Below are 18,349 nucleotides of genomic sequence, written 5' to 3'. Positions count from 1 at the left end.
ATGACTGCCCAGCGTAGCGACCCTCCGCGCCAGCTGCCGCTCGACCTCGGCCATGGCACCGGCTATTCACGCGACGAGCTTGTCGTCTCCGGCACCAACAGTCAGGCCGCGGCGCTCGTTGATCGCTGGCCGGACTGGCCATCGCCGGTGGTGGTGCTTGCCGGCCCCGCCGGTTCCGGCAAGACGCATCTGGCCTCGATCTGGCGTGCACGCGCCAATGCGGTGGCGGTTGGCAGGGGGCGCATTGGCGACAGCATCGCCGGGCTTGGGCCGCGGCCGGCGCTGATCGACGACATCGATACCGGGCCGATCGATGAACAGGGCCTGTTCCATCTGATCAATGCCGTGCGTGGCGCCGGTTCCGCCTTGCTTCTGACGGCACGGCGCTTTCCCTCCGCATGGGGTGTTTCGCTCCCCGACCTTGCTTCGCGGCTGAAGGCGGCGGCGACTGTCGAGATCCATGAACCGGACGATCTCCTGCTCGCCGGCGTCATCACCAAATTGTTCGCCGACCGGCAGGTCGAGGTCGAACCGCATGTCGTGCAATATCTGGTGCGGCGCATCGAACGCTCTCTGGCCACGGCCATGCGGGTCGTCGAGCGGCTCGATCGCACCGCGCTCGAGCGCAAGATGCCGATCACGCGTTCGCTCGCCGCCGAGACCGTCAGCGCCATGGATGAGGGGCAGGGCGAGTTCGAAGTTTAGGGCGCTGCCTAGGGCGGCTCCAGGCCGGGAGCGACCTCAAAGCCACAATCTGGCGAAATGCCGAACCAGCAGGTAGATGGCTGAATGCGCGGCGATGTAGCAGGCCGCGACCAGCACGAAAATCCCGATGCTCGCGGGCCAGGAGCGTGAGGTGACTGTGCCCTGCCTTGCGTGTCGGCGGCTCTCGCGATTGTTCCACATCGCCAGGGCGGCACAGGCGATCGCCCAGGCCACCATGTAGGGAACTGTCACGCCGGCATAGGCAAAATAGGCTGGCCCGAACAGCGACACCCATGCATCGATCCCAAGCATCGGCCTTCCCCCATTTGCGCGAGTGTAAGCCTGCAATGGCGACGGATGCGAGCTAGAAATGGTGAAACGCGGATACGGGAATCAACTCTTCTCCGACAATTCGGCCGCGCGGCGCCGATAGCCGGCGAGTTGGGCGTCGTCGACATCGGGCAGATTGATCACGATGTTCTCGGGAGTGCGACAAGCCAGCCACCACAACTCCTCCGTCGTGCTCATATTGGCTTCGAGATGCGGCACGGAACATGAAGTCGCCGGCCGAGACCGGAGCGTAAATTATTGGCGATCCCGACAGGATTCGAACCTGTGACCATCGGCTTAGAAGGCCGGTGCTCTATCCAGCTGAGCTACGGGACCGCTGGCCGGCCACCGGCCGGCTGGAACTTGGCGCTGGCCGCCGATCAATGCGTCCAAGGCGTCCTGCGGTCATAGCGGAAATTCTCCGCATAGGAAATCTGGCGACGCTTGGTCTCTTTCGGTTCCTCGACACGGAAGGCAAGCCCTTCCTTTTCGGCGTAGGCCACGGCCTCTTCCCGCGTGTCGAAGGTGAGCCTGATCTGGCTCTTCATGTCTCCCGAGGTGGTGTAGCCCATCAGGGGATCGATTTTCTTGCGCATCTCCGGATCGAATTCCAGCACCCAGTGACCAGTCTTGGCCTTGCCGGACTGCATCGCGGTTTTGGCTGGGCTGAAAATGCGCGCGGACATGGCCACCTCGTTATTGTGCAAGGCAGCATCGCCACCCCTTCGCCCGTCATTACTGCGCAATGCGGACCACGGCAAGGTTTTTGCACTTGCCATGTAACACCGAAATGAATAGGCAACAGACCGTTCGGAGTGTAGCGCAGGCTGGTAGCGCATCTGGTTTGGGACCAGAGGGTCGGGAGTTCGAATCTCTCCACTCCGACCATCCTCTCATATGCCACGCGACAGAAGCGTCCCCGCGGCGAAAGTTGCGCAACGCTCTCGGCATTTGATTGTCCGCGACACCCGCGTAATGAGGGGGGCTTGCGCCTATCGGCGCCGGCGCACCGGAATTATTTCGTGATCCTTCAGGCGGGAACCATAGCCCGGACCATACGTTGCGGCCCTTGTATTCGTCAGACCTCATAAAAGGCGGTTGGCGAATGGGTGGGGCAAAACAAGAGCGCGGGTTGGGGGAGGAGAAGCCAGGCCATGTCGAAACGTGAAATCGGAACGTCCCCTGCCTTGGGGCGACGTATCGCCGAACTCAAGGCCAGAATGCAGGATGCCAGCATTACCGAATACGAGATGAAGACCTTTCAGAAAGTGGCTTCGATCATTGGGGGCGAAGGCTGTCTACGCCTTGATGCTGACGACCTGATCGCAGCATCCTTTGTCGTCAACGTGCCGGGTGAGCCCAACTGACGGCGACCGGCCCATCGGCCAGACGTCCCAACCTTCAAACTTCGGAATCCGAACGGCCGCCTCTCGGGCGGCCGTCCTTTGGCGCTTTCGCGCAACTCTAACGCGGTAAAGTCGCCAGTTTGTCGATCAACTGCGAAGCCGTGTCGGCGCAGGCCTTCATGGTCTCGTCGTCAGCGCATTTGACGTCGATCTCGACGTCGCCGCGCCGCAGCCGAAAATGGGCTGCCTTCGAAGGCGGCGGTGGCGGTGGGCCGGCTTCGCGGCCATGCGGCGGTCCGTGACGGTCGCGCATGCTGTCCGGGCCCGGCGGAGGCGGTGGCGCATTGTCGGAAGCCGCGGAACCGGTTGCGGCCGGCGGTGGCGGAGGCGGCGCATCGGCTTGAGCAAAGGCAGCCGAGGCCATCAAGGTCAGGGCAAGGCCTGCCAGGACAAGTTTCTTCATGTCTTTTTCCTTCATCTTTGAGGGCGGGGGTAAAGGGTTAGCCGGGCGCTCCCGGAGCGACCGTGTCGACATCGGGTCCGTGCATCCGGTCGAGCAGACCGCGCGGACCAGGCCTCGGTGGGCGCAGGCTCTCGGCGTGGCCGTCGGCATGGACGAGCAGGTCACCATGGATGAACCCGTCGTCGAAATGGCCCTGCACCGTCAGCGTCTCGCCGGCGGCGACCAGCTTGCCGCCTTCACCGCGCCGGCCGGTTTCGACCAGCGCACGGCCGCTGCCGTCGTCGATGACGAACCTGTTGCCGAAGATCTCGGCGACTTTGCCTTTGACGGCGACGACGCTGTAGGGCGAAAGCGCGGCGATGCTCGTCGGTTGCATCAGCACGACGCTTTCGCGTGGCGCTGCAAGCATCGTGACGGCGCCGCCGGCAACCAGACCGACGGCGATCAATCCGGCGGCGAACAGGCTGGTCAGGTAGGGCCGTCGGCGTTCTGTGGCCTGTGGTCCGGCCGCTGTCGCGGTGCTGGTGGTTTCTGGGGTGTCGATCATCGTGGTCACCTTTCTGTTGAGATGGAATGGCAGCCGTTCTAGCGGGATGACAGGAACCGAGCCTGAACCGGGCCGTTCAGCTTCAGTTAAGCCCGCGGGCCTACGAGCCGGCGTCCAGGTAGGGAAAACCAATGCAATGAAGGTGCTGCTCGTCGAGGACGACGGATCGATCGCCAGCCAGTTGGGTGAAGCGCTGCGCGGCGAGAATTTCGTTGTCGACATTGCTCGCAACGGCGAGGATGGCCAGCATCTTGGCGACACCGGCACGTATGACGTCGCCGTTCTCGATCTTGGTCTGCCAAGGGTCGAAGGCAAGGCTGTGCTCAAGGCCTGGCGCGCGGCGGGGCGCAATCTGCCGGTGCTGATCCTGACGGCGCGCGACGGCTGGTCTGAAAAGGTCGAAGGCTTCAAGGCTGGCGCCGACGACTATCTGACCAAGCCGTTCCGGACCGAAGAGCTGATCATGCGCCTGCGGGCTCTGGTGCGCAGGTCGGCTGGTCACGCCCAGACCAAAATTGCCTGCGGCCCGCTGATTTTCGACGCACAACTCGGCACTTTCGAACTCGATGGTCTGCCGCTGAAACTAACCGGGCTGGAATGGCGCGTGCTGTCCAGCCTGATGCTGCGCAAGGAGATCGTGGTGACGCGCACCGATTTGCTCGACCGCGTCTATGATGGTGACGCCGAGGTCGATTCCAACTCGCTTGAAGTGATCGTCGCCAGGCTGCGCCGCAAGATCGGCCACCAGCATATCGAGACGGTGCGCGGTCTCGGCTACCGGCTGACCGCGGGTTCGACATGAGACTGATCCCGCGTTCGCTGGCGGGAAGGCTGAGGCTGGCGGCGGTTGTCGCCATTGTCGCGGCACTTCTGCTGGCTGGCATCGCCATCGCCTTGATTCTGCAGCGCTTCGTCATCGGCCAGATCGACCAGCGGCTGGATAGCCAGATTTTTGCGATAGCGGCTGCCGTGCAACGCGACGGCAACGGCAGGCTTACGGTTACTACGGCGTTGAACGGGCCGCCTTTCGACCGACCGGGCTCGGGCTGGGCGTGGCAGGTGGTCGGGCCGGATGGCGAAATTGTTTCAGCCTCGCTTGCCGGCCACGCCGCCATGCAACTGCCGCCGGTCCATTCCGGTCGTTTCGGCAATCTCCCCGGCTTGCCGGAATGGTTCGGGGCGCTGCGTTCGCTCGGCCACCCAAGGTCGGCGGATGGCGGGGATGCCGATGGCCAGCCCTTGCATTGGCGCATCCTCGATGTGCCGATCAGGGCGGAGACCGTGACAGTGGCCGCGACCGCGCCTTATCGCGCAATATACGGGCCGCTGCGCGATGCGCTGCTGCCGCTGGCGCTGGCACTGGCGGTGCTGGGGTTTCTGCTGGTCGGCGCCATGCTGGCACAGGTGCGGCTCGGCTTGCGCCCGCTCACCAACCTGCGCGCCGGGCTGGCCGATATCCGCGCGGGCAGGCGCAGCGCGATCTCCACCGACCAGCCCAGCGAAATCCTGCCGTTGGTCGAGGAGGTCAACAGTCTGCTGGCCGACAATGCCGAGGGGCTGGCACGCGCCAGGCGTCATGTCGCCAACCTGGCGCATGGTCTGAAGACACCGCTCGCGGCGCTTGGCCTGGCACTGGAGAAGCGACCGGCTGGTGCCATGGCTCGCGCCGTCGCCGTCCCGAGTCTCGACGCAATGCGCGACCAGCTCGAATTGATGGAGCGGCTGATCCGCCATCATCTGGCCCGCGCCCGGGCCGCGGCGCTGGCCGGCCCCGCCCGTGCCAGCACCAACGTCGCCGCAAGGCTCTCCGACCTCACTGGCATGATGGCCAATATCCACCGCGAGCGCGGCTTGGCCTTCGACGTTTCGGCGGCCCCCGACGTCGCGGTCGCAATCGAGACGCAGGACTTCGACGAGATCCTCGGCAACCTGCTCGACAATGCCTGCAAATGGGCGCGCTTGCGCGTCACCGTTTCGGCAAACACAGACGATGGCCGCGTGGTCATCGACATCGATGATGACGGTCTCGGTCTCGACGCCACGGCGATGCCGGAGGTGATGCGGCCGGGACACCGCATCGACGAGGCGACGCCTGGTCACGGCTTCGGCTTGCCGATCGCCGCTGAACTCGTGGAACTTTATGGCGGAAGTCTCGGTCTGTCGCGCGCGCCCGCCGGCGGCCTGCGGGCAAGGGTGGTCTTGCCGCGGAGCCGCTGATCCCGAGGCGATGCTTCCCCTGGCGCAAGACCTGTCGACCCTCGAATTGAAAGGAAAGTCTTATCATTTTGTTTGCGTTGGCACGCCATAGTAGATGCGGCCAACGGAGTGCAACCGAATGAAGCTCGACCTGTCACCAACGAGCTGGGGCAGGGTGGTCGCCGTTACCGTCGCGGGCACGGCATTCTTCATCGCCGTCGCGTTTTTCGTTGATTCGTTCAATTTTCCCTATCTATCGGTCGAGGCCGTCCGGCGCGCCGAGCTGACCGACCTGCTTCTTCCGCTGGTGCTGGGCGGTTCGTTTCTGTTCTTTCTCATGTGGAAGATCCGCCAGCTGGCAATAGCCCAGCGCGATCTCAGCATCGTTGCCGCGACAGACAGCCTGACGGCGGTTCTGAACCGCGGCGCTTTCTCCATGCTGGTCGAGGCTTATCTCGAGCAGACACGCAAGCAGGAGCAGACCCGCTCCGGCGCGTTGCTGATCATCGACGCGGACCATTTCAAGTCGATCAACGACCGCCTGGGCCATGACAGCGGCGATCAGGCGCTCAAGCTGATCGCGCAGGCCATCAAGGGGCAACTGCGCGGCGTCGATATAGTCGGCCGTATCGGCGGCGAAGAGTTCGGCGTGTTTCTACCCGGCGTCGAACCCTCGCAATCCTGGCTGGTCGCAGAGAGCATCCGCCGGCGCATCCGTGAAATGGAGTTTTCTCCGGGTGGCCGTTCCTGCCCGCTTTCCGTCAGCATCGGCGGCATCAGCTTCAGCGGTCCAACCACCTATGAGGCGATATTCTCCGCCGCCGACAGACGGCTTTATGCCGCCAAGTCGAATGGGCGCGATCAGGTCAGCTTCGATCCGGCGGAGGCTGCTCCGCTGCCTCAGCCGGGCGCCGCCACCGTGCACTAAGCGCGCTGTCAGCGGATAGCGGCTAATCTTGCAAAGGTTGCTTGACGCTTTCTTGCCGGCGTGCTTCCTCCGTGCAAGTAGTCTAAGCATACTACAGGAAACGTTCCTGACGCCCACAGTCCTCGACAGTCCCCGCCGCTGGTGAAGCTGCGGCCTTTCTGGTGCCGACGCATGAATGACCAAACGGCCCAGGCAAAGCCAAGCGCAGCAAACATGATCCATTTGTTCAACGGTTTTCAGAACCCGTTTGGCGGCAGCGAGCGTGAAACGCTGGAACTGTACCGGCTGTTGGATGGCGGCTCGCGGGTGCGTCTGTGGTCGACATCTTCGCGCATGTCCAGCGAACTGACGCGTCAGTTTCCGATTCATCTCGTCTCGCCGGCAAGGCGTATCGTGCCGGATGGAGGCACGTACGTCTTTCTTGGCGCGCATTGGCGCAACAAGCTGTGGCCTTACCTGATCGCGCGGCCGCGCCGGCTGGTCTATGTCTTCAACACCTTCCATCCGAAGGTGCTCGGCCTGACGACGCGCATGCCGCGCCTGCTGAGCTGGCCCGATGCCGAGCTGGTGCTGATCTCCGATTTTCAAAGACGCATGCTTGGGGTCGAAGGCGCCGTGCATCCGTCGCCGATCGATCTCGATCGCTTCAAACCCTGTCCGGCGCTGCCCGATGGTCCGTTCACGGTAGGTCGGCTGAGCCGGGATACGCCGGACAAGCATCATCCGGACGATTTGGCGCTCTATGAGGCACTGCTGGCCGATGGCACGGCCATCCGCATCCAGGGCGGGATGCCGCTGAAGGACCGGCTTGCGCCGCGCCCGCGGCTTGAACTCCTGCCGCAGGGCCAATTCGCCGCAGAGGATTTCCTGCCGACGCTCGACGTCTTTTACTATCGCACCGGTTCGCATGTGGAGACATTCGGCCGCGTGGTGTTCGAGGCGATGGCCTGCGGTTTGCCCGTGGTCTGTCATTCGCACGGCGGCTACGCCGACCACATCCGGCATGGTGAGAATGGTTACCTGTTCGAAACGACAGGGCAGGCGGCTCAGATCCTGGCCATGCTGAAGGCCGATCCGGCCCTCAGGGCGGTGGTGGGCCAGAAGGCGCGGCAATCCGTCGAGGCGCTGTTTTCGCCGCAAGCCCAGCTGGACCGGCTGGATTTCTACCGGCGCTAGCTGGCGGCGCTCCGCAGTCCAACCCTCCAGCGCCGGCGGGCGGCAGGGCTCGCTCGCGGCGCGCCGATACATTGGTCATAAAATGTGAATGAATTCGTTCGCGCGACTATGGCCATTTGCCTCGACCCTCCTATTTCTGTGACCTTGTTGGGGCGTCCCGATCCGCTTGCTGGTAGAGGGACCAAGGTTATAGGGGCAGGCAATGGCCAAGCCGGGCGGGCGCGGCGGCGCATGATCCACCTGTTCAATGGCTTTCAAGATCCATTTGGTGGCAGTGAACTGAAGACCCTCGAATTGTATCGGCTGCTAGGCGCCGAGGCTGAGGCGCGTCTTTGGGCGGCATCGTCACGAGCCGCGGATGAATTGATGCGGCAATTTCCCATCAGCCCCATCTCCCCGATGACGCGGCAGGTTCCGGATGGCGGCACTTATGTCTTCATCGGCGCGCACTGGCGAAACAAGATGTGGCCGTACCTGATTGCGCGCCCGCGCCGGCTCATCTACGATTTCAGCACTTTTCACCCCAAGGTCATGGCGCTGACGACGAGTATGCCCCGGACACTGGGTTGGCCGGCGGCCGAACTGATCTTCGTCTCCGACTTTCAGAAACGCATGCTGCGAGCCGACGGCGTCGTGCATCCGTCTCCGATCGATATCGGGCGTTTCTCGCCAAGGCGGACAAGACCGGGTGGTCCGTTCACCGTGGGGCGGATAAGCCGCGATACGCCCGACAAGCACCATGTCGACGACATGCCGCTCTATGAGGCACTGCTGGCGGATGGCTCCGCGGTCAGGATTCAGGGCGGCACGCGGCTTGGCGACAGACTGGAACCGCATCCACGACTCGAACTTTTGCCGGTGGGCCATCTTGCGGCCGAAGAGTTCCTGCCGACGCTGGACGTGTTCTATTATCGAACCGGTTCGCATGTGGAAACGTTTGGCCGCGTGGTGTTCGAAGCGATGGCCTGCGGTTTGCCGGTGGTCTGTCATTCGCATGGCGGCTACGTGGACCATATCAGGCATGGCGAGAATGGCTTTCTGTTCGACACGACGGGAGAGGCCGTTGAGATACTCGCCAGGCTGAAGGCTGATCCTGAGCTGCGGTCGAGGGTGGGCAGCAAGGCACGGCAGACGGTCGAGGTGCTTTTTTCGCCGCAGGCGTTGCGGCAGCGCCTGGATTTCTACCGGCGTTAGCGATACCGCCCCGGAACGACTTTTTATCCATGCCGTTTGTCATCGATCGCGACATCACGCTAAAGCTGGTGATCCGAACCACCGGACAGACGGCGTCGGCACCAACACCTTGAGCAGGATCCTCACTGATGACGTTGATGGGCGCGGCGGCACTGCTGATCCTGGTCCTGACCTACGCCGGCGTCGCGATCGGCCGCATTCCGGGCTTGCGCCTTGACCGTGCGGGTATTGCGCTGCTCGGCGGCGCCGCGATGATCGCCATTGGCGCGGTCAGCATGGAGGACGCCTACAAGGCCATCAATTTCGACACCATCACCCTTCTGCTGGGCATGATGATCGTGGTGGCGCATCTGAAGGTCTCGGGCGCCTTTCGTGGCCTCGGCGCCATCGCCATCGAACACGCGCATGCGCCGTTCATGCTGCTGGTGATGGTGACGCTGCTGACCGGCGTGCTGTCGGCATTCCTCGTCAATGACGCCATCTGCCTGGTGATGGCGCCGATTGTCGTCCACGTCACCCGCGTTATCAACCGCAATCCGGTTCCCTATCTGATCGCCACCGCCACGGCGTCCAACTGCGGCAGCGTCGCCACCATCACCGGAAATCCGCAGAACATGGTCATCGGCGCGCTGTCGGGTATTTCGTATCCGGCTTTTTCGGCGGCGCTCGCGCCGGTCGCCCTGTTCGGCCTCATCGCGGTCATCGTCATCGTGCGCATCGTCTACCGGGCGGAATTCGTTCGTACCGTGCAACTGACACCCGAGCTTTCGCGCGGCCGCATGCATCGCGGGCAGGTGCTGAAGGCAGTGATTGTCTGTGTCGGTCTGGCCATCGCCTTCTTCGCCGGCGTTCCCGTTGCCAAGGCGGCGCTGATCGGCGGCGCGATCCTGCTGCTCACCCGCGCCATCAAGCCGGAGCGTATCTACCGCGAGATCGATGGGCCGCTGCTGTTCATGTTCGCCGGCCTGTTCGTGGTCGTTGCCGGCGCCGAAAAGACGCTTCTGACGCCTGACATCATCGCCTCGGCCAGGAATCTCGGCCTGGACGATGTCTGGCGGTTGTCCGGGTTCACCGCCGTACTCTCCAACATCATGAGCAATGTCCCGGCGGTGCTGGCATTGCGGCCCTTCATACCCGGGCTGGAAAGCCCCGAGCGCGCGTGGCTCGTGGTTGCGATGAGCTCGACGCTCGCCGGTAATTTTACGCTGCTCGGCTCGGTCGCCAACCTGATCGTTGCCGAGCAGTCCAAGGCCGCGGGCACGCCACTGTCTTTCGGCGCGTTCTTCAAGGTCGGCCTGCCGCTGACGCTGGTCACGCTCGTTGCCGGCACGGCATGGATGGCGCTGGCGCCTTAAGAAACGGCAGCGGCCATCTCTCAGGACTTGTTCGGCCGCGCATCGCCAGACAGACACAAACTCGGTGTGCCGGCTTGATATCTGCCGCCAGTGCCCTCACGATGAATCTGGGGCAGTCTATGTGGTGGGAGAGGTGATCCTTGGGGGTGGCGGTAGCAATTGCACGTCGATGGCGTGCATACAGTTCTTTTGTGCGAACCGAATTCGAGGACGTCGCGCCAAGCAACCTATGGCGGTTGCGCGGCTTGCTCCGTGGCCATCAGTCGCAAGCATTGATCATGCTCGAGGATCAGGCGTTTCTTCGAAGCGAATATACTCCCCTCAGTTTGTATACTCGTCGGCTCGCCACCTACAACAATCGCATTGACCGGTTCTTGTTCAACAAGCTGAACCAGAAAGCATGGCTTGATCATGTCATGCCCTCCGCCGCGCCGCCAATGACCCACTATATCGCTGGACAGCAACTTGTTGATCTTGCAAAGCCGGAAGAACGTCTTGAGTTTGAAGAAATACTTTCGCTTGCGCAGCAGAAGGGCGAATTGTTCCTCAAGCCTGCCGCAGGCGGATACGCGAAGGGAGCATTGAGGCTCGCCCATGGCCCCGATGGATTGCAGGTCAATGGCCATAGGGTGCAGGCGCGGGAATGGCTTGACGGTTTCTTGCGCCAGAAGCCGGATGCGTACACGATCTCGGAGATCATCCGGCAGGGAACATGGAGCGAGGCATTTTTCCCACCCACGTTGAACACACTTCGCGTGCTGACCGGGACACATTTTTCGAGCCACGGCACTGTCATCTTGGCGGCGACCATGAAGATGGGCCGTCCGGAAACCTATCCGACCGACAACTGGAAGATCGGGCGTGGCGGAATCTCGGCCCGGGTCGATCCGCTGAATGGCGTTCTTGGCCCCGGGCTCTCTTACGATTCGAAAAACAGGCGCCGCCAGGTCAGCGAACGGCATCCGGATTCCGGTGTCCAAATCCGCAACGCTGTCATACCCAATTGGGATATCGTCAAGTCGCGGATGTTGAGGTTGGCAAGCCAACTACCCTATCCGGGCCTCATCGGCTGGGACGTGGCATTGACGAATGATGACATCGTCATTGTCGAGGCCAACACCACCCCTGGCCTGGCAATACATGAAAGTCATGCGAGCTTGAGGCGAACACCCGAGCAACGCGCCTTCTGGGCTGAAATGGGCATTGGAGACAAACCAGGTAGCATCTAGCTCCTGCCTCAGATGCGTGCCCTGACCAGAGTGGCGGCGGCGTGACCGGCGGCGTCGATATAGTCGGGATTGCGGTGGATCAACATGATCGAAAACGAGCCGTCGATCAGCAGCACGATCTCGCGCGCTACCGTTTGTGGCTCCTTGATGCCGTGGTCTGACAACGCTCCAGCCAGCCATGCTTCAAAATTTGACTTGTGACGCGAGCCGATCTTGACCGCCGGATGGCCGGGCATCGAAGCGAGTTCCGCGGCCGTGCGCAGAAAGCCGCATCCTTTCCACTTCGGATGGCGCGCGGCCCGGGCCAGATTGGCAAAGATCGCTTCGACCTTGTGTTCCACACCGCCTTGCGCGGCATCGAACCAACTGGCCATGCGTTTGAGATTGGGTTGGTCGCGGCCGTCCAGATAGGCCGCGATGAGGTCGTCCTTGCTCTTGAAGTGGTAATAAAGCGTCCGCTTGGTGAGGCCCGCCTCCTCGGCAATGGCGTCGACGCTGACGCGACCTATTCCCTCGGCATAAAACAGCTTGGTGGCTGCATCGACGATGCGTTTGCGGGTCGGGCTGACGGCTTCGAGCATCAGGCATGTATACCGACTAGTGAATATACATGCAACCGAAAGCGTGTTCCCTTTCCTTCGTATCTGGAAAGGAAGAACAATGGTCGATCTTGTCCTGAACGACACCCATGACGGGGTGACTGTCCTCACCCTCAATCGTCCTGAAAAGCTCAATGCGCTGAACTATGCCCTGATCGATCGCCTGCTCGCTGCTCTCGACGACATCGAAGTCGATGACAGCGTGCGGGCCGTCATTCTCACCGGAGCGGGGGAGCGTGCGTTTTCGGCGGGTGGCGATATCCACGAATTCTCGGCGAGCGTGGCACGCGGCTCGGATGTCGCGATGCGCGACTTCGTCATGCGGGGGCAGCGGCTGACGGCAAGGCTTGAAGCGTTCCGCAAGCCGATAATTGCCGCCGTCAACGGCATCGCCTTCGGCGGCGGCTGTGAAATCACGGAAGCCGTGCCGCTTGCCATTGCCAGCGACCGCGCTTTGTTCGCCAAGCCGGAAATCAATCTGGCGATGCCGCCGACTTTCGGCGGGACCCAGCGCCTGCCGAGGCTGGCGGGTCGCAAGCGGGCGCTCGAACTGCTTTTGACCGGCGACTGGTTTCCCCCACCGCGTGCGCTCGAACTTGGCCTCGTCAACGAGGTTGTGCCGCATGCCGAACTGATGCCGGCCGCTTTTGATCTGACCAGGCGTATCCTTCGGCACTCCGGGCCGGCCATTGCCAGCATTCTCACGGCAGTGACGCGGGGCCTCAACCAGAGCATTGCAGAAGGCTTGGCTGTCGAGGCCGAGCAGTTCGCCCGCATGGCGCCAACCGCCGATCTGCGCGAAGGGCTCGATGCCTGGCTGGAACGGCGCAAGCGCGGTTACGACGGCTCATGGACGCATGTCAGCCGGCCTGACGAGGCAAGGCGCGCCTCCCTGCGACTGGACCAGGCGGCGGGGAAGGATGCCACGCCGGGATGGCCTCTGCTGGGGGCACGCAATCGGCAGAAATGAGCCGGCTTCACGCCAGTCGGCGCAGTTCTAAGCCGCTGCCGATCGCTTGTCTGCCGTCAGCACCCGTGCGGCGGTCGCGAGGAGGTCGGTCTGTGTGATCAGGCCAAGGATACGCCGCTCGGCATCGACGATGACCACGGCATGGCTGCGGCCGTCAGTCAGCACTGGAAGCAGGCTCATCGCCGGCGTGTCGGGCAAGGCTGTGCCGGCCGTCGCCATCACGGCTTTCACCGTGTCGACGGCTTTCGTCAGTTCGCGCAGGCCGACAGCCCCGGCCAGTCTTGCCTCGGCATCGACCACAGGCAGGGTGCGGATGTTGTGATCGAGCAATTGCTGGCGCGCTTCCTCGACGCGGGCGTGCTCGGGCACCGAGACCACATCACGCGACATGATGTCCTTGCACAGCAATGTCCGGTGCGAGCGCACCGTGGCCTGCAGTTCGACCTGTCTCAACAGCCGTTCGAGGTCGTCGCGGTCGATGTCGAAGGTCTCGTCGAGCGCGGTCAGCGCCGCGTCGATATCCTCCGGCTGGAAGCCGACGCGCTGCTGCGCCGGCGGATCGGCGGTACCGTGGCTGTTGGCTGCGGGCGCGGCGACATGCGGATAGTTGCGCCGCGCCAGTTTGTGGAAAAGGAAACCCAGCGTAACCAGGATGATCGAATTCAGGGCCACCGGCACGAACGGAAACAGGAAGCCGGCGCTGACAACGGCAGGTCCGCCAAGCACCCCCGTCAGCGCCGCTGCGCCGCCAGGCGGATGCAGACAGCGTGTGAACGACATCGCCGCGATGGCGAGCGCCACGGCGAGGCCCGAGGCGATGACGGGGTCATGGACGAAATGCGCCACGGTCACGCCCACCAGCGCGGATATGGAATTGCCGCCGATGATCGACCATGGCTGAGCCAGAGGGCTTGCCGGCACCGCGAAGAGAAGCACGGCGGAAGCGCCCATCGGCGCGACCAGCAGCGCTACATGCGCGCCGCCGCCCGTCGCCAGGCCGCTGATCACGCCGGTCAACGCGATGCCGATCATCGCCCCGATGCATGCCAGCAGACGCTCCCGCAGCGTCGCGCCGGCAAGGATGGGGACAAAAAGACGAAAGGCCATGGCAATTTTCGCAGTGGATGATTTGGCGAGGATGCCGCCAGCAGGCAATGCGGCCGAACCGGCGAATTTGAAAGTCAAACAAATCCCGAAACGGGCGGCCAAGGAGAATAATATTGCGAGCCGAGCCTCATCGGCATGCTGCGAACGGCTCGCGCTTTGCCATCAGCGTCAGGGCCTTGCGGCCCTTGCCTGAATCTCCCTGGCAATCAGAGTCCCGCCGCTGCCAGCCCTCGCATGATGTCGGCTTTCAGGTCATCGACATCCTCGAGGCCGATCTGAAGCCGGATCAGCGGCCCTTCATAAGGGGCTTTTGCGACGACGCGGTCGCCCAGCCAGACCGGCACCGCAAGGCTCTCATACCCGCCCCAGGAATACCCCAGCCCGAAAATCTGCAAGGCGTCGAGGAAGGCATGCTGCTGCTTCTGGCCACCGCCGGCAAGCACGATGGAAAAGATGCCGCTCGAACCGGAGAAGTCGCGCTTCCACAGGCCGTGGTCAGGGTGGCTGGGGAGGGCAGGGTGGAGCACGCGCGCGACGCCCTTCTGGCCTTCGAGCCACGACGCTATGCTTAAAGCGCTGCGCTGGTGGTGATCGAGCCGGACGCCCATCGTGCGCAGGCCGCGCAGCACCTGGTAGACATCGTCGGGTCCTGCGCAGCAGCCAAGCGTGCAGAAACTCTCGTAGAGTTGCTCCCAGCAGCCCTCATTGGCCGAGACCGTGCCAAGCAATACGTCGGAATGACCGGCCGGGTATTTCGTCGCCGCGTGGATGGAGATGTCGACGCCGTGGTCGAGCGGCTTGAAATAGAGCGGCGTTGCCCAGGTGTTGTCCATCATCACGATGGCGCCAGCCGCGTGAGCCGCTTTGGCGATGGCCGGAATGTCCTGCACCTCGAACGTGTTGGAGGCCGGGGATTCCGTGAACACCACCTTGGTGTTCGCCTTTATCAGGGCGGCGATGCCGGCGCCGACCCCTGGAGCGTAGTACTCGACCTCGACGCCCAGGCGCTTCAGCATCGTGTCGGCGAAATTGCGGGTCGGATGGTAAACGGAATCCACGATCAGCAGATGATCGCCCGCGGATACGAAAGCGAGCAGCGGCACGGTCACCGCCGCCAGGCCTGACGGCACCAGGATTGTGCCGGCGGATCCCTCCAGCGCGTCGATGGCATGGGCCAGGGCATCCGTCGTCGGCGTGCCGCGCGTCCCGTAGGTGTATTTCTGGCTGCGCCCGGCCATCGCGGCGGCATTGCGGAAAAGCACGGTCGAGGCATGGACGACAGGCGGATTGACGAAGCCGAAATAGTCGTGCGGGTTGTTGCCTGAATGGGCAAGGCGGGTGTTGATGCCCATCTTGCCGGAGCCTTGCTCGTTGCCGTCTTTTGCCATTGTGTCGTCGCCTCTCGATGAGGGGCTAGCCATAGTGCGCCGCCATGGAGCGCGCAACATCCCGGCGTTCGCCAGGAAACGGACTTCGGATGTGCCAATTTTCCCCGCACGCGCAAGAAACGGCCGCCCTGCGGTGTCCTTTCACGGGATTCCGGGGCGCTCACATGACAGTGCTGTCCATGTCAACGCGCGACGGGAAGCGCCCGAATGAAGAGTAGTCGCGCGATCATGGTGAGAGAGACAGTGTGCGGCTTGACGTCGAACGGGCTTTGCCGGGTTTATTCGCACTTCTGACTAAACGGCGGGCGTGTTTGTCTGCAATTCAGGCAATTCAGGCAATCGATTTTCAAACGCCTTCGGATTTGGTCATTTCCCTTGACCTCACGGGAATTATCGCCTTCGATGCTGTTCGTGAACGGGGGCAGCGCGTTGGTTTTCGATGCGCGTTCCGGGGATGGGCTGGAATGGGAGCTGCGTTCACACGGGAAAAAATCAGGGTTTGCCTGAAAAACAGAGAAAAGGGTCTGTGGGTCATGAAAAATATTGCTATCGGCATTCTTGGCGCCGCCACGCTCGGATTGATGGCTTCGGCCGCATCGGCCGGCACGCTCGATACAGTAAAGGCGAAGGGCTTCATCCAGTGCGGCGTCTCCACCGGTTTGGCCGGCTTCTCGGCGCCGGACGACAAGGGTGACTGGCAGGGCATCGATGCGGACTTCTGCCGCGCCGTGGCCGCCGCGGTCTTCGGAGACGGCACCAAGGTCAAGTTCACGCCGCTCAGCGCCAAGGAGCGCTTCACCGCGCTGCAGTCCGGCGAGGTCGACATCCTGTCGCGCAACACCACCTGGACCATCAACCGCGACACGGCACTTGGCCTGAACTTCGTCGGCGTCACCTACTATGACGGCCAGGGCTTCATGATCAACGCCAAGAAGCTGCCGGGCGTCAATTCGGCCCTCCAGCTCTCGGGCGCCGCTGTCTGCGTGCAGAGCGGCACGACCACCGAGCTCAACCTCGCCGACTACTTCAAGGCGAACAAGATGGAGTACAATCCGGTCGTCTTTGAGAAGCTCGAGGAGGTCAACGCCGCCTATGACGCCGGCCGCTGCGACGTCTATACCACCGACCAGTCGGGCCTTTACGGCATCCGCCTGACGCTCGGTTCGCCGGCTGACCATGTCGTGCTGCCCGAGATCATCTCCAAGGAGCCGCTCGGGCCGGCCGTGCGCCAGGGCGACGACCAGTGGTACCACATCGTCAAGTGGACTTATTTCGCGTTGTTGCAGGCCGAGGAACTCGGCATCACCAAGGCCAATGTCGACGAGATGAAGAACTCGCCGAGCCCGGAGATCAAGCGCGTGCTCGGCCAGGAAGCCGACACCAAGATCGGCACCGATCTCGGCGTCTCCAACGACTGGGTCGTCAACATCGTCAAGGCCGTCGGCAATTACGGAGAACTGTTCGACCGCAATGTCGGTTCCGGCAGCCCGCTCAAGATCGCGCGCGGCATCAATGCCCTGTGGACCAAGGGCGGCCTGCAATACGCTCCGCCGATCCGCTGATCGAAATGTGATCCGGAAGGCAGATACTCTGCCTTCCGGCTTCTCTTTCCAGGGGATGGTCCATGGCTTCGCAGGAAATCCTTCGCGAGGAGCCTAGTCGCGGCTCCTTCGTCAACGACCCGAAAGTCCGCAGTCTCTTCTTCCAGACGCTGGTCGTCGTGCTTCTGTTCGGCGCTGTCTGGTGGATCGTGCAGAACGTCATCGACAATCTGCAGCGTCTCCACATTGCCTCCGGTTTCCAGTTCCTGAGGGGACGCGCCGGCTTCGATATCTCAGACACGCCGATCGCCTATACGTCGGACTCGACCTATGGCCGTGCCATCATCGTCGGCCTTCTCAACACCATCATCGTGGCTGTCGCCGGCATCATCACAGCGACAATCATCGGTTTCGTCATCGGCATTGGCCGCCTGTCGCAGAACTGGCTGATCCGCAAGATCTGCACGGTCTATGTGGAGATTTTCCGCAACATCCCGCCGCTGCTGGTCATCTTCTTCTGGTATTCCGGGGTGCTCGCCGTGCTGCCGGCGCCGCGCGAAAGCTTTCACCTGCCATTCGGCTCCTACCTCAACCAGCGCGGTTTCTATTTCCCGCGCGCCGTGTGGGGCGACGGATCATGGCTTATCCTGGTGGCGCTCGTCGTCGGCATCGCCATGGCCTGGTTCGTCCGCCGCGCGGCACGTCAGCGGCAAATGGCCACCGGCCAGCAATTTCCGGTGCTGTGGACCTCCATCGCGCTGATCGTCGGCCTTCCGCTTCTCGCCTACGTGCTGAGTGGTTTTCCGCTGAGCTTTGATTTTCCCAAACAATCGACCTTCAACCTGACTGGCGGCTTCCAGGTCAAGCCGGAGTTCCTGTCGCTCTATCTGGCGCTGTCCTGCTATACGGCGGCGTTCATCGCCGAGATCGTGCGCGCCGGCATCAGGGGCGTCAACAAAGGCCAGACCGAGGCGGCATCGGCCCTCGGCCTGCGCTCCGGGCCTACCCTGCGGCTGGTCGTGGTGCCGCAGGCCATGCGCATCGTCATCCCGCCGCTGACCAGCCAGTATCTCAACCTGACGAAAAACTCCTCTCTGGCGATCGCCATCGGCTATCCGGACCTGACGGCGACGGCGGGAACGGTTCTGAACCAGACCGGCCAGGCGGTCGAGGGCGTGCTGATCATGATGGTTGCCTATCTCTTGCTCAGCCTGGTGACCTCGGCCGTCATGAACGTGGTCAACGCCAGAATGGCGCTGGTGGAGAGGTAGCAGC

Annotated in this window: 21 protein-coding genes and 2 tRNA genes; 14 read left to right on the top strand and 9 right to left on the bottom strand. The window is 62.9% G+C overall.

Features of this window, described 5'->3' with window-relative positions; translation table 11 throughout:
- The gene (hdaA, locus tag FFS37_RS25600) at positions 1-705 is read left to right on the top strand and encodes a DnaA regulatory inactivator HdaA (RefSeq protein WP_137933847.1); all 705 of its coding nucleotides are present in this window, start codon (positions 1-3) and stop codon (positions 703-705) included.
- Positions 706-741: 36 nt separating this feature from the next.
- Here the strand turns inward: hdaA and FFS37_RS25595 are convergent, their stop codons facing one another.
- The 4 genes from FFS37_RS25595 to FFS37_RS25585 all read right to left on the bottom strand — a co-directional run bounded on the left by FFS37_RS25595 (position 742) and on the right by FFS37_RS25585 (position 1,721).
- Positions 742-1,017, bottom strand: coding sequence for a hypothetical protein (locus tag FFS37_RS25595; RefSeq protein WP_137933752.1), 276 nt, complete (start codon positions 1,015-1,017; stop codon positions 742-744).
- Between the two features lie 81 nt (positions 1,018-1,098).
- Positions 1,099-1,233 carry a hypothetical protein gene (locus FFS37_RS36490; protein ID WP_269750918.1) on the bottom strand — a complete coding sequence of 45 codons (135 nt, stop codon included), beginning with the start codon at positions 1,231-1,233 and terminating at the stop codon, positions 1,099-1,101.
- Positions 1,234-1,294: 61 nt separating this feature from the next.
- A tRNA-Arg gene (locus FFS37_RS25590) sits at positions 1,295-1,371 on the bottom strand.
- A gap of 44 nt (positions 1,372-1,415) precedes the next feature.
- Positions 1,416-1,721 (bottom strand): ETC complex I subunit, encoded by a 306-nt coding sequence (locus FFS37_RS25585; protein ID WP_115145427.1) that lies wholly within the window; start codon positions 1,719-1,721, stop codon positions 1,416-1,418.
- 125 nt (positions 1,722-1,846) lie between these two features.
- On the opposite strand from FFS37_RS25585, the gene FFS37_RS25580 reads away from it, so the two are divergent.
- Both FFS37_RS25580 and FFS37_RS25575 read left to right on the top strand, forming a co-directional pair.
- A tRNA-Pro gene (locus FFS37_RS25580) sits at positions 1,847-1,923 on the top strand.
- 266 nt (positions 1,924-2,189) lie between these two features.
- Positions 2,190-2,402, top strand: a complete 213-nt coding sequence (locus tag FFS37_RS25575) for a hypothetical protein (RefSeq protein WP_137933750.1) — start codon at positions 2,190-2,192, stop codon at positions 2,400-2,402.
- Between the two features lie 97 nt (positions 2,403-2,499).
- Here FFS37_RS25575 and FFS37_RS25570 read toward each other — a convergent pair whose 3' ends face one another.
- A complete protein-coding gene (locus FFS37_RS25570; protein ID WP_137933749.1) occupies positions 2,500-2,844 on the bottom strand; it encodes a hypothetical protein in 345 nt (114 codons plus the stop codon).
- 37 nt (positions 2,845-2,881) lie between these two features.
- Positions 2,882-3,391 carry a hypothetical protein gene (locus FFS37_RS25565; protein WP_137933748.1) on the bottom strand — a complete coding sequence of 170 codons (510 nt, stop codon included), beginning with the start codon at positions 3,389-3,391 and terminating at the stop codon, positions 2,882-2,884.
- Positions 3,392-3,527: 136 nt separating this feature from the next.
- Here FFS37_RS25565 and FFS37_RS25560 point away from each other — a divergent pair, with 136 nt between their 5' ends.
- The 7 genes from FFS37_RS25560 to FFS37_RS25530 all read left to right on the top strand — a co-directional run bounded on the left by FFS37_RS25560 (position 3,528) and on the right by FFS37_RS25530 (position 11,469).
- Complete coding sequence (locus FFS37_RS25560) at positions 3,528-4,193, top strand: response regulator transcription factor (RefSeq protein WP_137933747.1); 666 nt, start codon at positions 3,528-3,530, stop codon at positions 4,191-4,193.
- Complete coding sequence (locus FFS37_RS25555; protein ID WP_137933746.1) at positions 4,190-5,608, top strand: sensor histidine kinase; 1,419 nt, start codon at positions 4,190-4,192, stop codon at positions 5,606-5,608. Before FFS37_RS25560 ends, FFS37_RS25555 begins: the two co-directional genes overlap by 4 nt.
- Before the next feature lie 118 nt (positions 5,609-5,726).
- Positions 5,727-6,515 carry a GGDEF domain-containing protein gene (locus tag FFS37_RS25550; RefSeq protein ID WP_137933745.1) on the top strand — a complete coding sequence of 263 codons (789 nt, stop codon included), beginning with the start codon at positions 5,727-5,729 and terminating at the stop codon, positions 6,513-6,515.
- A 171-nt stretch (positions 6,516-6,686) separates the two neighbouring features.
- Positions 6,687-7,691, top strand: a complete 1,005-nt coding sequence (locus tag FFS37_RS25545) for a glycosyltransferase family 4 protein (protein WP_232375768.1) — start codon at positions 6,687-6,689, stop codon at positions 7,689-7,691.
- A gap of 108 nt (positions 7,692-7,799) precedes the next feature.
- Positions 7,800-8,885 (top strand): glycosyltransferase family 4 protein, encoded by a 1,086-nt coding sequence (locus FFS37_RS25540; protein WP_232375767.1) that lies wholly within the window; start codon positions 7,800-7,802, stop codon positions 8,883-8,885.
- Between the two features lie 128 nt (positions 8,886-9,013).
- Positions 9,014-10,240, top strand: a complete 1,227-nt coding sequence (locus FFS37_RS25535) for an anion transporter (RefSeq protein ID WP_137933744.1) — start codon at positions 9,014-9,016, stop codon at positions 10,238-10,240.
- A gap of 146 nt (positions 10,241-10,386) precedes the next feature.
- Positions 10,387-11,469: a sugar-transfer associated ATP-grasp domain-containing protein gene (locus FFS37_RS25530; protein ID WP_232375772.1), complete on the top strand. Its 1,083-nt coding sequence runs from the start codon at positions 10,387-10,389 to the stop codon at positions 11,467-11,469.
- A gap of 8 nt (positions 11,470-11,477) precedes the next feature.
- On the opposite strand, the gene FFS37_RS25525 is transcribed toward FFS37_RS25530, so the two are convergent.
- The gene (locus tag FFS37_RS25525; RefSeq protein WP_137933742.1) at positions 11,478-12,050 is read right to left on the bottom strand and encodes a TetR/AcrR family transcriptional regulator; all 573 of its coding nucleotides are present in this window, start codon (positions 12,048-12,050) and stop codon (positions 11,478-11,480) included.
- A 79-nt stretch (positions 12,051-12,129) separates the two neighbouring features.
- Here FFS37_RS25525 and FFS37_RS25520 point away from each other — a divergent pair, with 79 nt between their 5' ends.
- Positions 12,130-13,038, top strand: a complete 909-nt coding sequence (locus FFS37_RS25520; protein ID WP_137933741.1) for a crotonase/enoyl-CoA hydratase family protein — start codon at positions 12,130-12,132, stop codon at positions 13,036-13,038.
- A gap of 27 nt (positions 13,039-13,065) precedes the next feature.
- Here FFS37_RS25520 and FFS37_RS25515 read toward each other — a convergent pair whose 3' ends face one another.
- Entirely contained in the window at positions 13,066-14,145 is a 1,080-nt protein-coding gene (locus FFS37_RS25515; protein ID WP_137933740.1) for an HPP family protein, read from the bottom strand.
- Between FFS37_RS25515 and FFS37_RS25510 the strand changes: the two genes are divergently transcribed.
- Positions 14,144-14,338: a hypothetical protein gene (locus tag FFS37_RS25510; RefSeq protein ID WP_137933739.1), complete on the top strand. Its 195-nt coding sequence runs from the start codon at positions 14,144-14,146 to the stop codon at positions 14,336-14,338. The genes FFS37_RS25515 and FFS37_RS25510 overlap by 2 nt on opposite strands.
- 13 nt (positions 14,339-14,351) lie before the next feature.
- Here FFS37_RS25510 and FFS37_RS25505 read toward each other — a convergent pair whose 3' ends face one another.
- On the bottom strand, positions 14,352-15,533 hold the full coding sequence (locus FFS37_RS25505; RefSeq protein WP_137933738.1) for a cystathionine beta-lyase: 1,182 nt from the start codon (positions 15,531-15,533) through the stop codon (positions 14,352-14,354).
- 533 nt (positions 15,534-16,066) lie between these two features.
- Here FFS37_RS25505 and FFS37_RS25500 point away from each other — a divergent pair.
- Both FFS37_RS25500 and FFS37_RS25495 read left to right on the top strand, forming a co-directional pair.
- A complete protein-coding gene (locus tag FFS37_RS25500) occupies positions 16,067-17,095 on the top strand; it encodes an amino acid ABC transporter substrate-binding protein (RefSeq protein ID WP_137933737.1) in 1,029 nt (342 codons plus the stop codon).
- 62 nt (positions 17,096-17,157) lie between these two features.
- Positions 17,158-18,345, top strand: a complete 1,188-nt coding sequence (locus tag FFS37_RS25495) for an amino acid ABC transporter permease (protein WP_137933736.1) — start codon at positions 17,158-17,160, stop codon at positions 18,343-18,345.
- Positions 18,346-18,349 lie beyond the last annotated feature (4 nt).

The organism is Mesorhizobium comanense, assembly GCF_005503535.1.
Taxonomy (GTDB): Bacteria; Pseudomonadota; Alphaproteobacteria; order Rhizobiales; family Rhizobiaceae; genus Mesorhizobium; species Mesorhizobium comanense.
The sequence above is the reverse complement of the archived record's forward strand: the minus strand, read 5'-3'. Positions and strand labels throughout refer to the sequence as shown.

Bases quoted from the DNA above. Each gene is read 5' to 3' on its own strand.
- hdaA (WP_137933847.1), top strand. From the start codon at position 1: ATGACTGCCCAGCGTAGCGACCCTCCGCGCCAGCTGCCGCTCGACCTC.
- FFS37_RS25595 (WP_137933752.1), bottom strand. From the start codon at position 1,017: ATGCTTGGGATCGATGCATGGGTGTCGCTGTTCGGGCCAGCCTATTTT.
- FFS37_RS36490 (WP_269750918.1), bottom strand. From the start codon at position 1,233: ATGAGCACGACGGAGGAGTTGTGGTGGCTGGCTTGTCGCACTCCCGAG.
- FFS37_RS25585 (WP_115145427.1), bottom strand. From the start codon at position 1,721: ATGTCCGCGCGCATTTTCAGCCCAGCCAAAACCGCGATGCAGTCCGGC.
- FFS37_RS25575 (WP_137933750.1), top strand. From the start codon at position 2,190: ATGTCGAAACGTGAAATCGGAACGTCCCCTGCCTTGGGGCGACGTATC.
- FFS37_RS25570 (WP_137933749.1), bottom strand. From the start codon at position 2,844: ATGAAGAAACTTGTCCTGGCAGGCCTTGCCCTGACCTTGATGGCCTCG.
- FFS37_RS25565 (WP_137933748.1), bottom strand. From the start codon at position 3,391: ATGATCGACACCCCAGAAACCACCAGCACCGCGACAGCGGCCGGACCA.
- FFS37_RS25560 (WP_137933747.1), top strand. From the start codon at position 3,528: ATGAAGGTGCTGCTCGTCGAGGACGACGGATCGATCGCCAGCCAGTTG.
- FFS37_RS25555 (WP_137933746.1), top strand. From the start codon at position 4,190: ATGAGACTGATCCCGCGTTCGCTGGCGGGAAGGCTGAGGCTGGCGGCG.
- FFS37_RS25550 (WP_137933745.1), top strand. From the start codon at position 5,727: ATGAAGCTCGACCTGTCACCAACGAGCTGGGGCAGGGTGGTCGCCGTT.
- FFS37_RS25545 (WP_232375768.1), top strand. From the start codon at position 6,687: ATGAATGACCAAACGGCCCAGGCAAAGCCAAGCGCAGCAAACATGATC.
- FFS37_RS25540 (WP_232375767.1), top strand. From the start codon at position 7,800: ATGGCCATTTGCCTCGACCCTCCTATTTCTGTGACCTTGTTGGGGCGT.
- FFS37_RS25535 (WP_137933744.1), top strand. From the start codon at position 9,014: ATGACGTTGATGGGCGCGGCGGCACTGCTGATCCTGGTCCTGACCTAC.
- FFS37_RS25525 (WP_137933742.1), bottom strand. From the start codon at position 12,050: ATGCTCGAAGCCGTCAGCCCGACCCGCAAACGCATCGTCGATGCAGCC.
- FFS37_RS25520 (WP_137933741.1), top strand. From the start codon at position 12,130: ATGGTCGATCTTGTCCTGAACGACACCCATGACGGGGTGACTGTCCTC.
- FFS37_RS25510 (WP_137933739.1), top strand. From the start codon at position 14,144: ATGGCAATTTTCGCAGTGGATGATTTGGCGAGGATGCCGCCAGCAGGC.
- FFS37_RS25515 (WP_137933740.1), bottom strand. From the start codon at position 14,145: ATGGCCTTTCGTCTTTTTGTCCCCATCCTTGCCGGCGCGACGCTGCGG.
- FFS37_RS25505 (WP_137933738.1), bottom strand. From the start codon at position 15,533: ATGGCAAAAGACGGCAACGAGCAAGGCTCCGGCAAGATGGGCATCAAC.
- FFS37_RS25500 (WP_137933737.1), top strand. From the start codon at position 16,067: ATGAAAAATATTGCTATCGGCATTCTTGGCGCCGCCACGCTCGGATTG.
- FFS37_RS25495 (WP_137933736.1), top strand. From the start codon at position 17,158: ATGGCTTCGCAGGAAATCCTTCGCGAGGAGCCTAGTCGCGGCTCCTTC.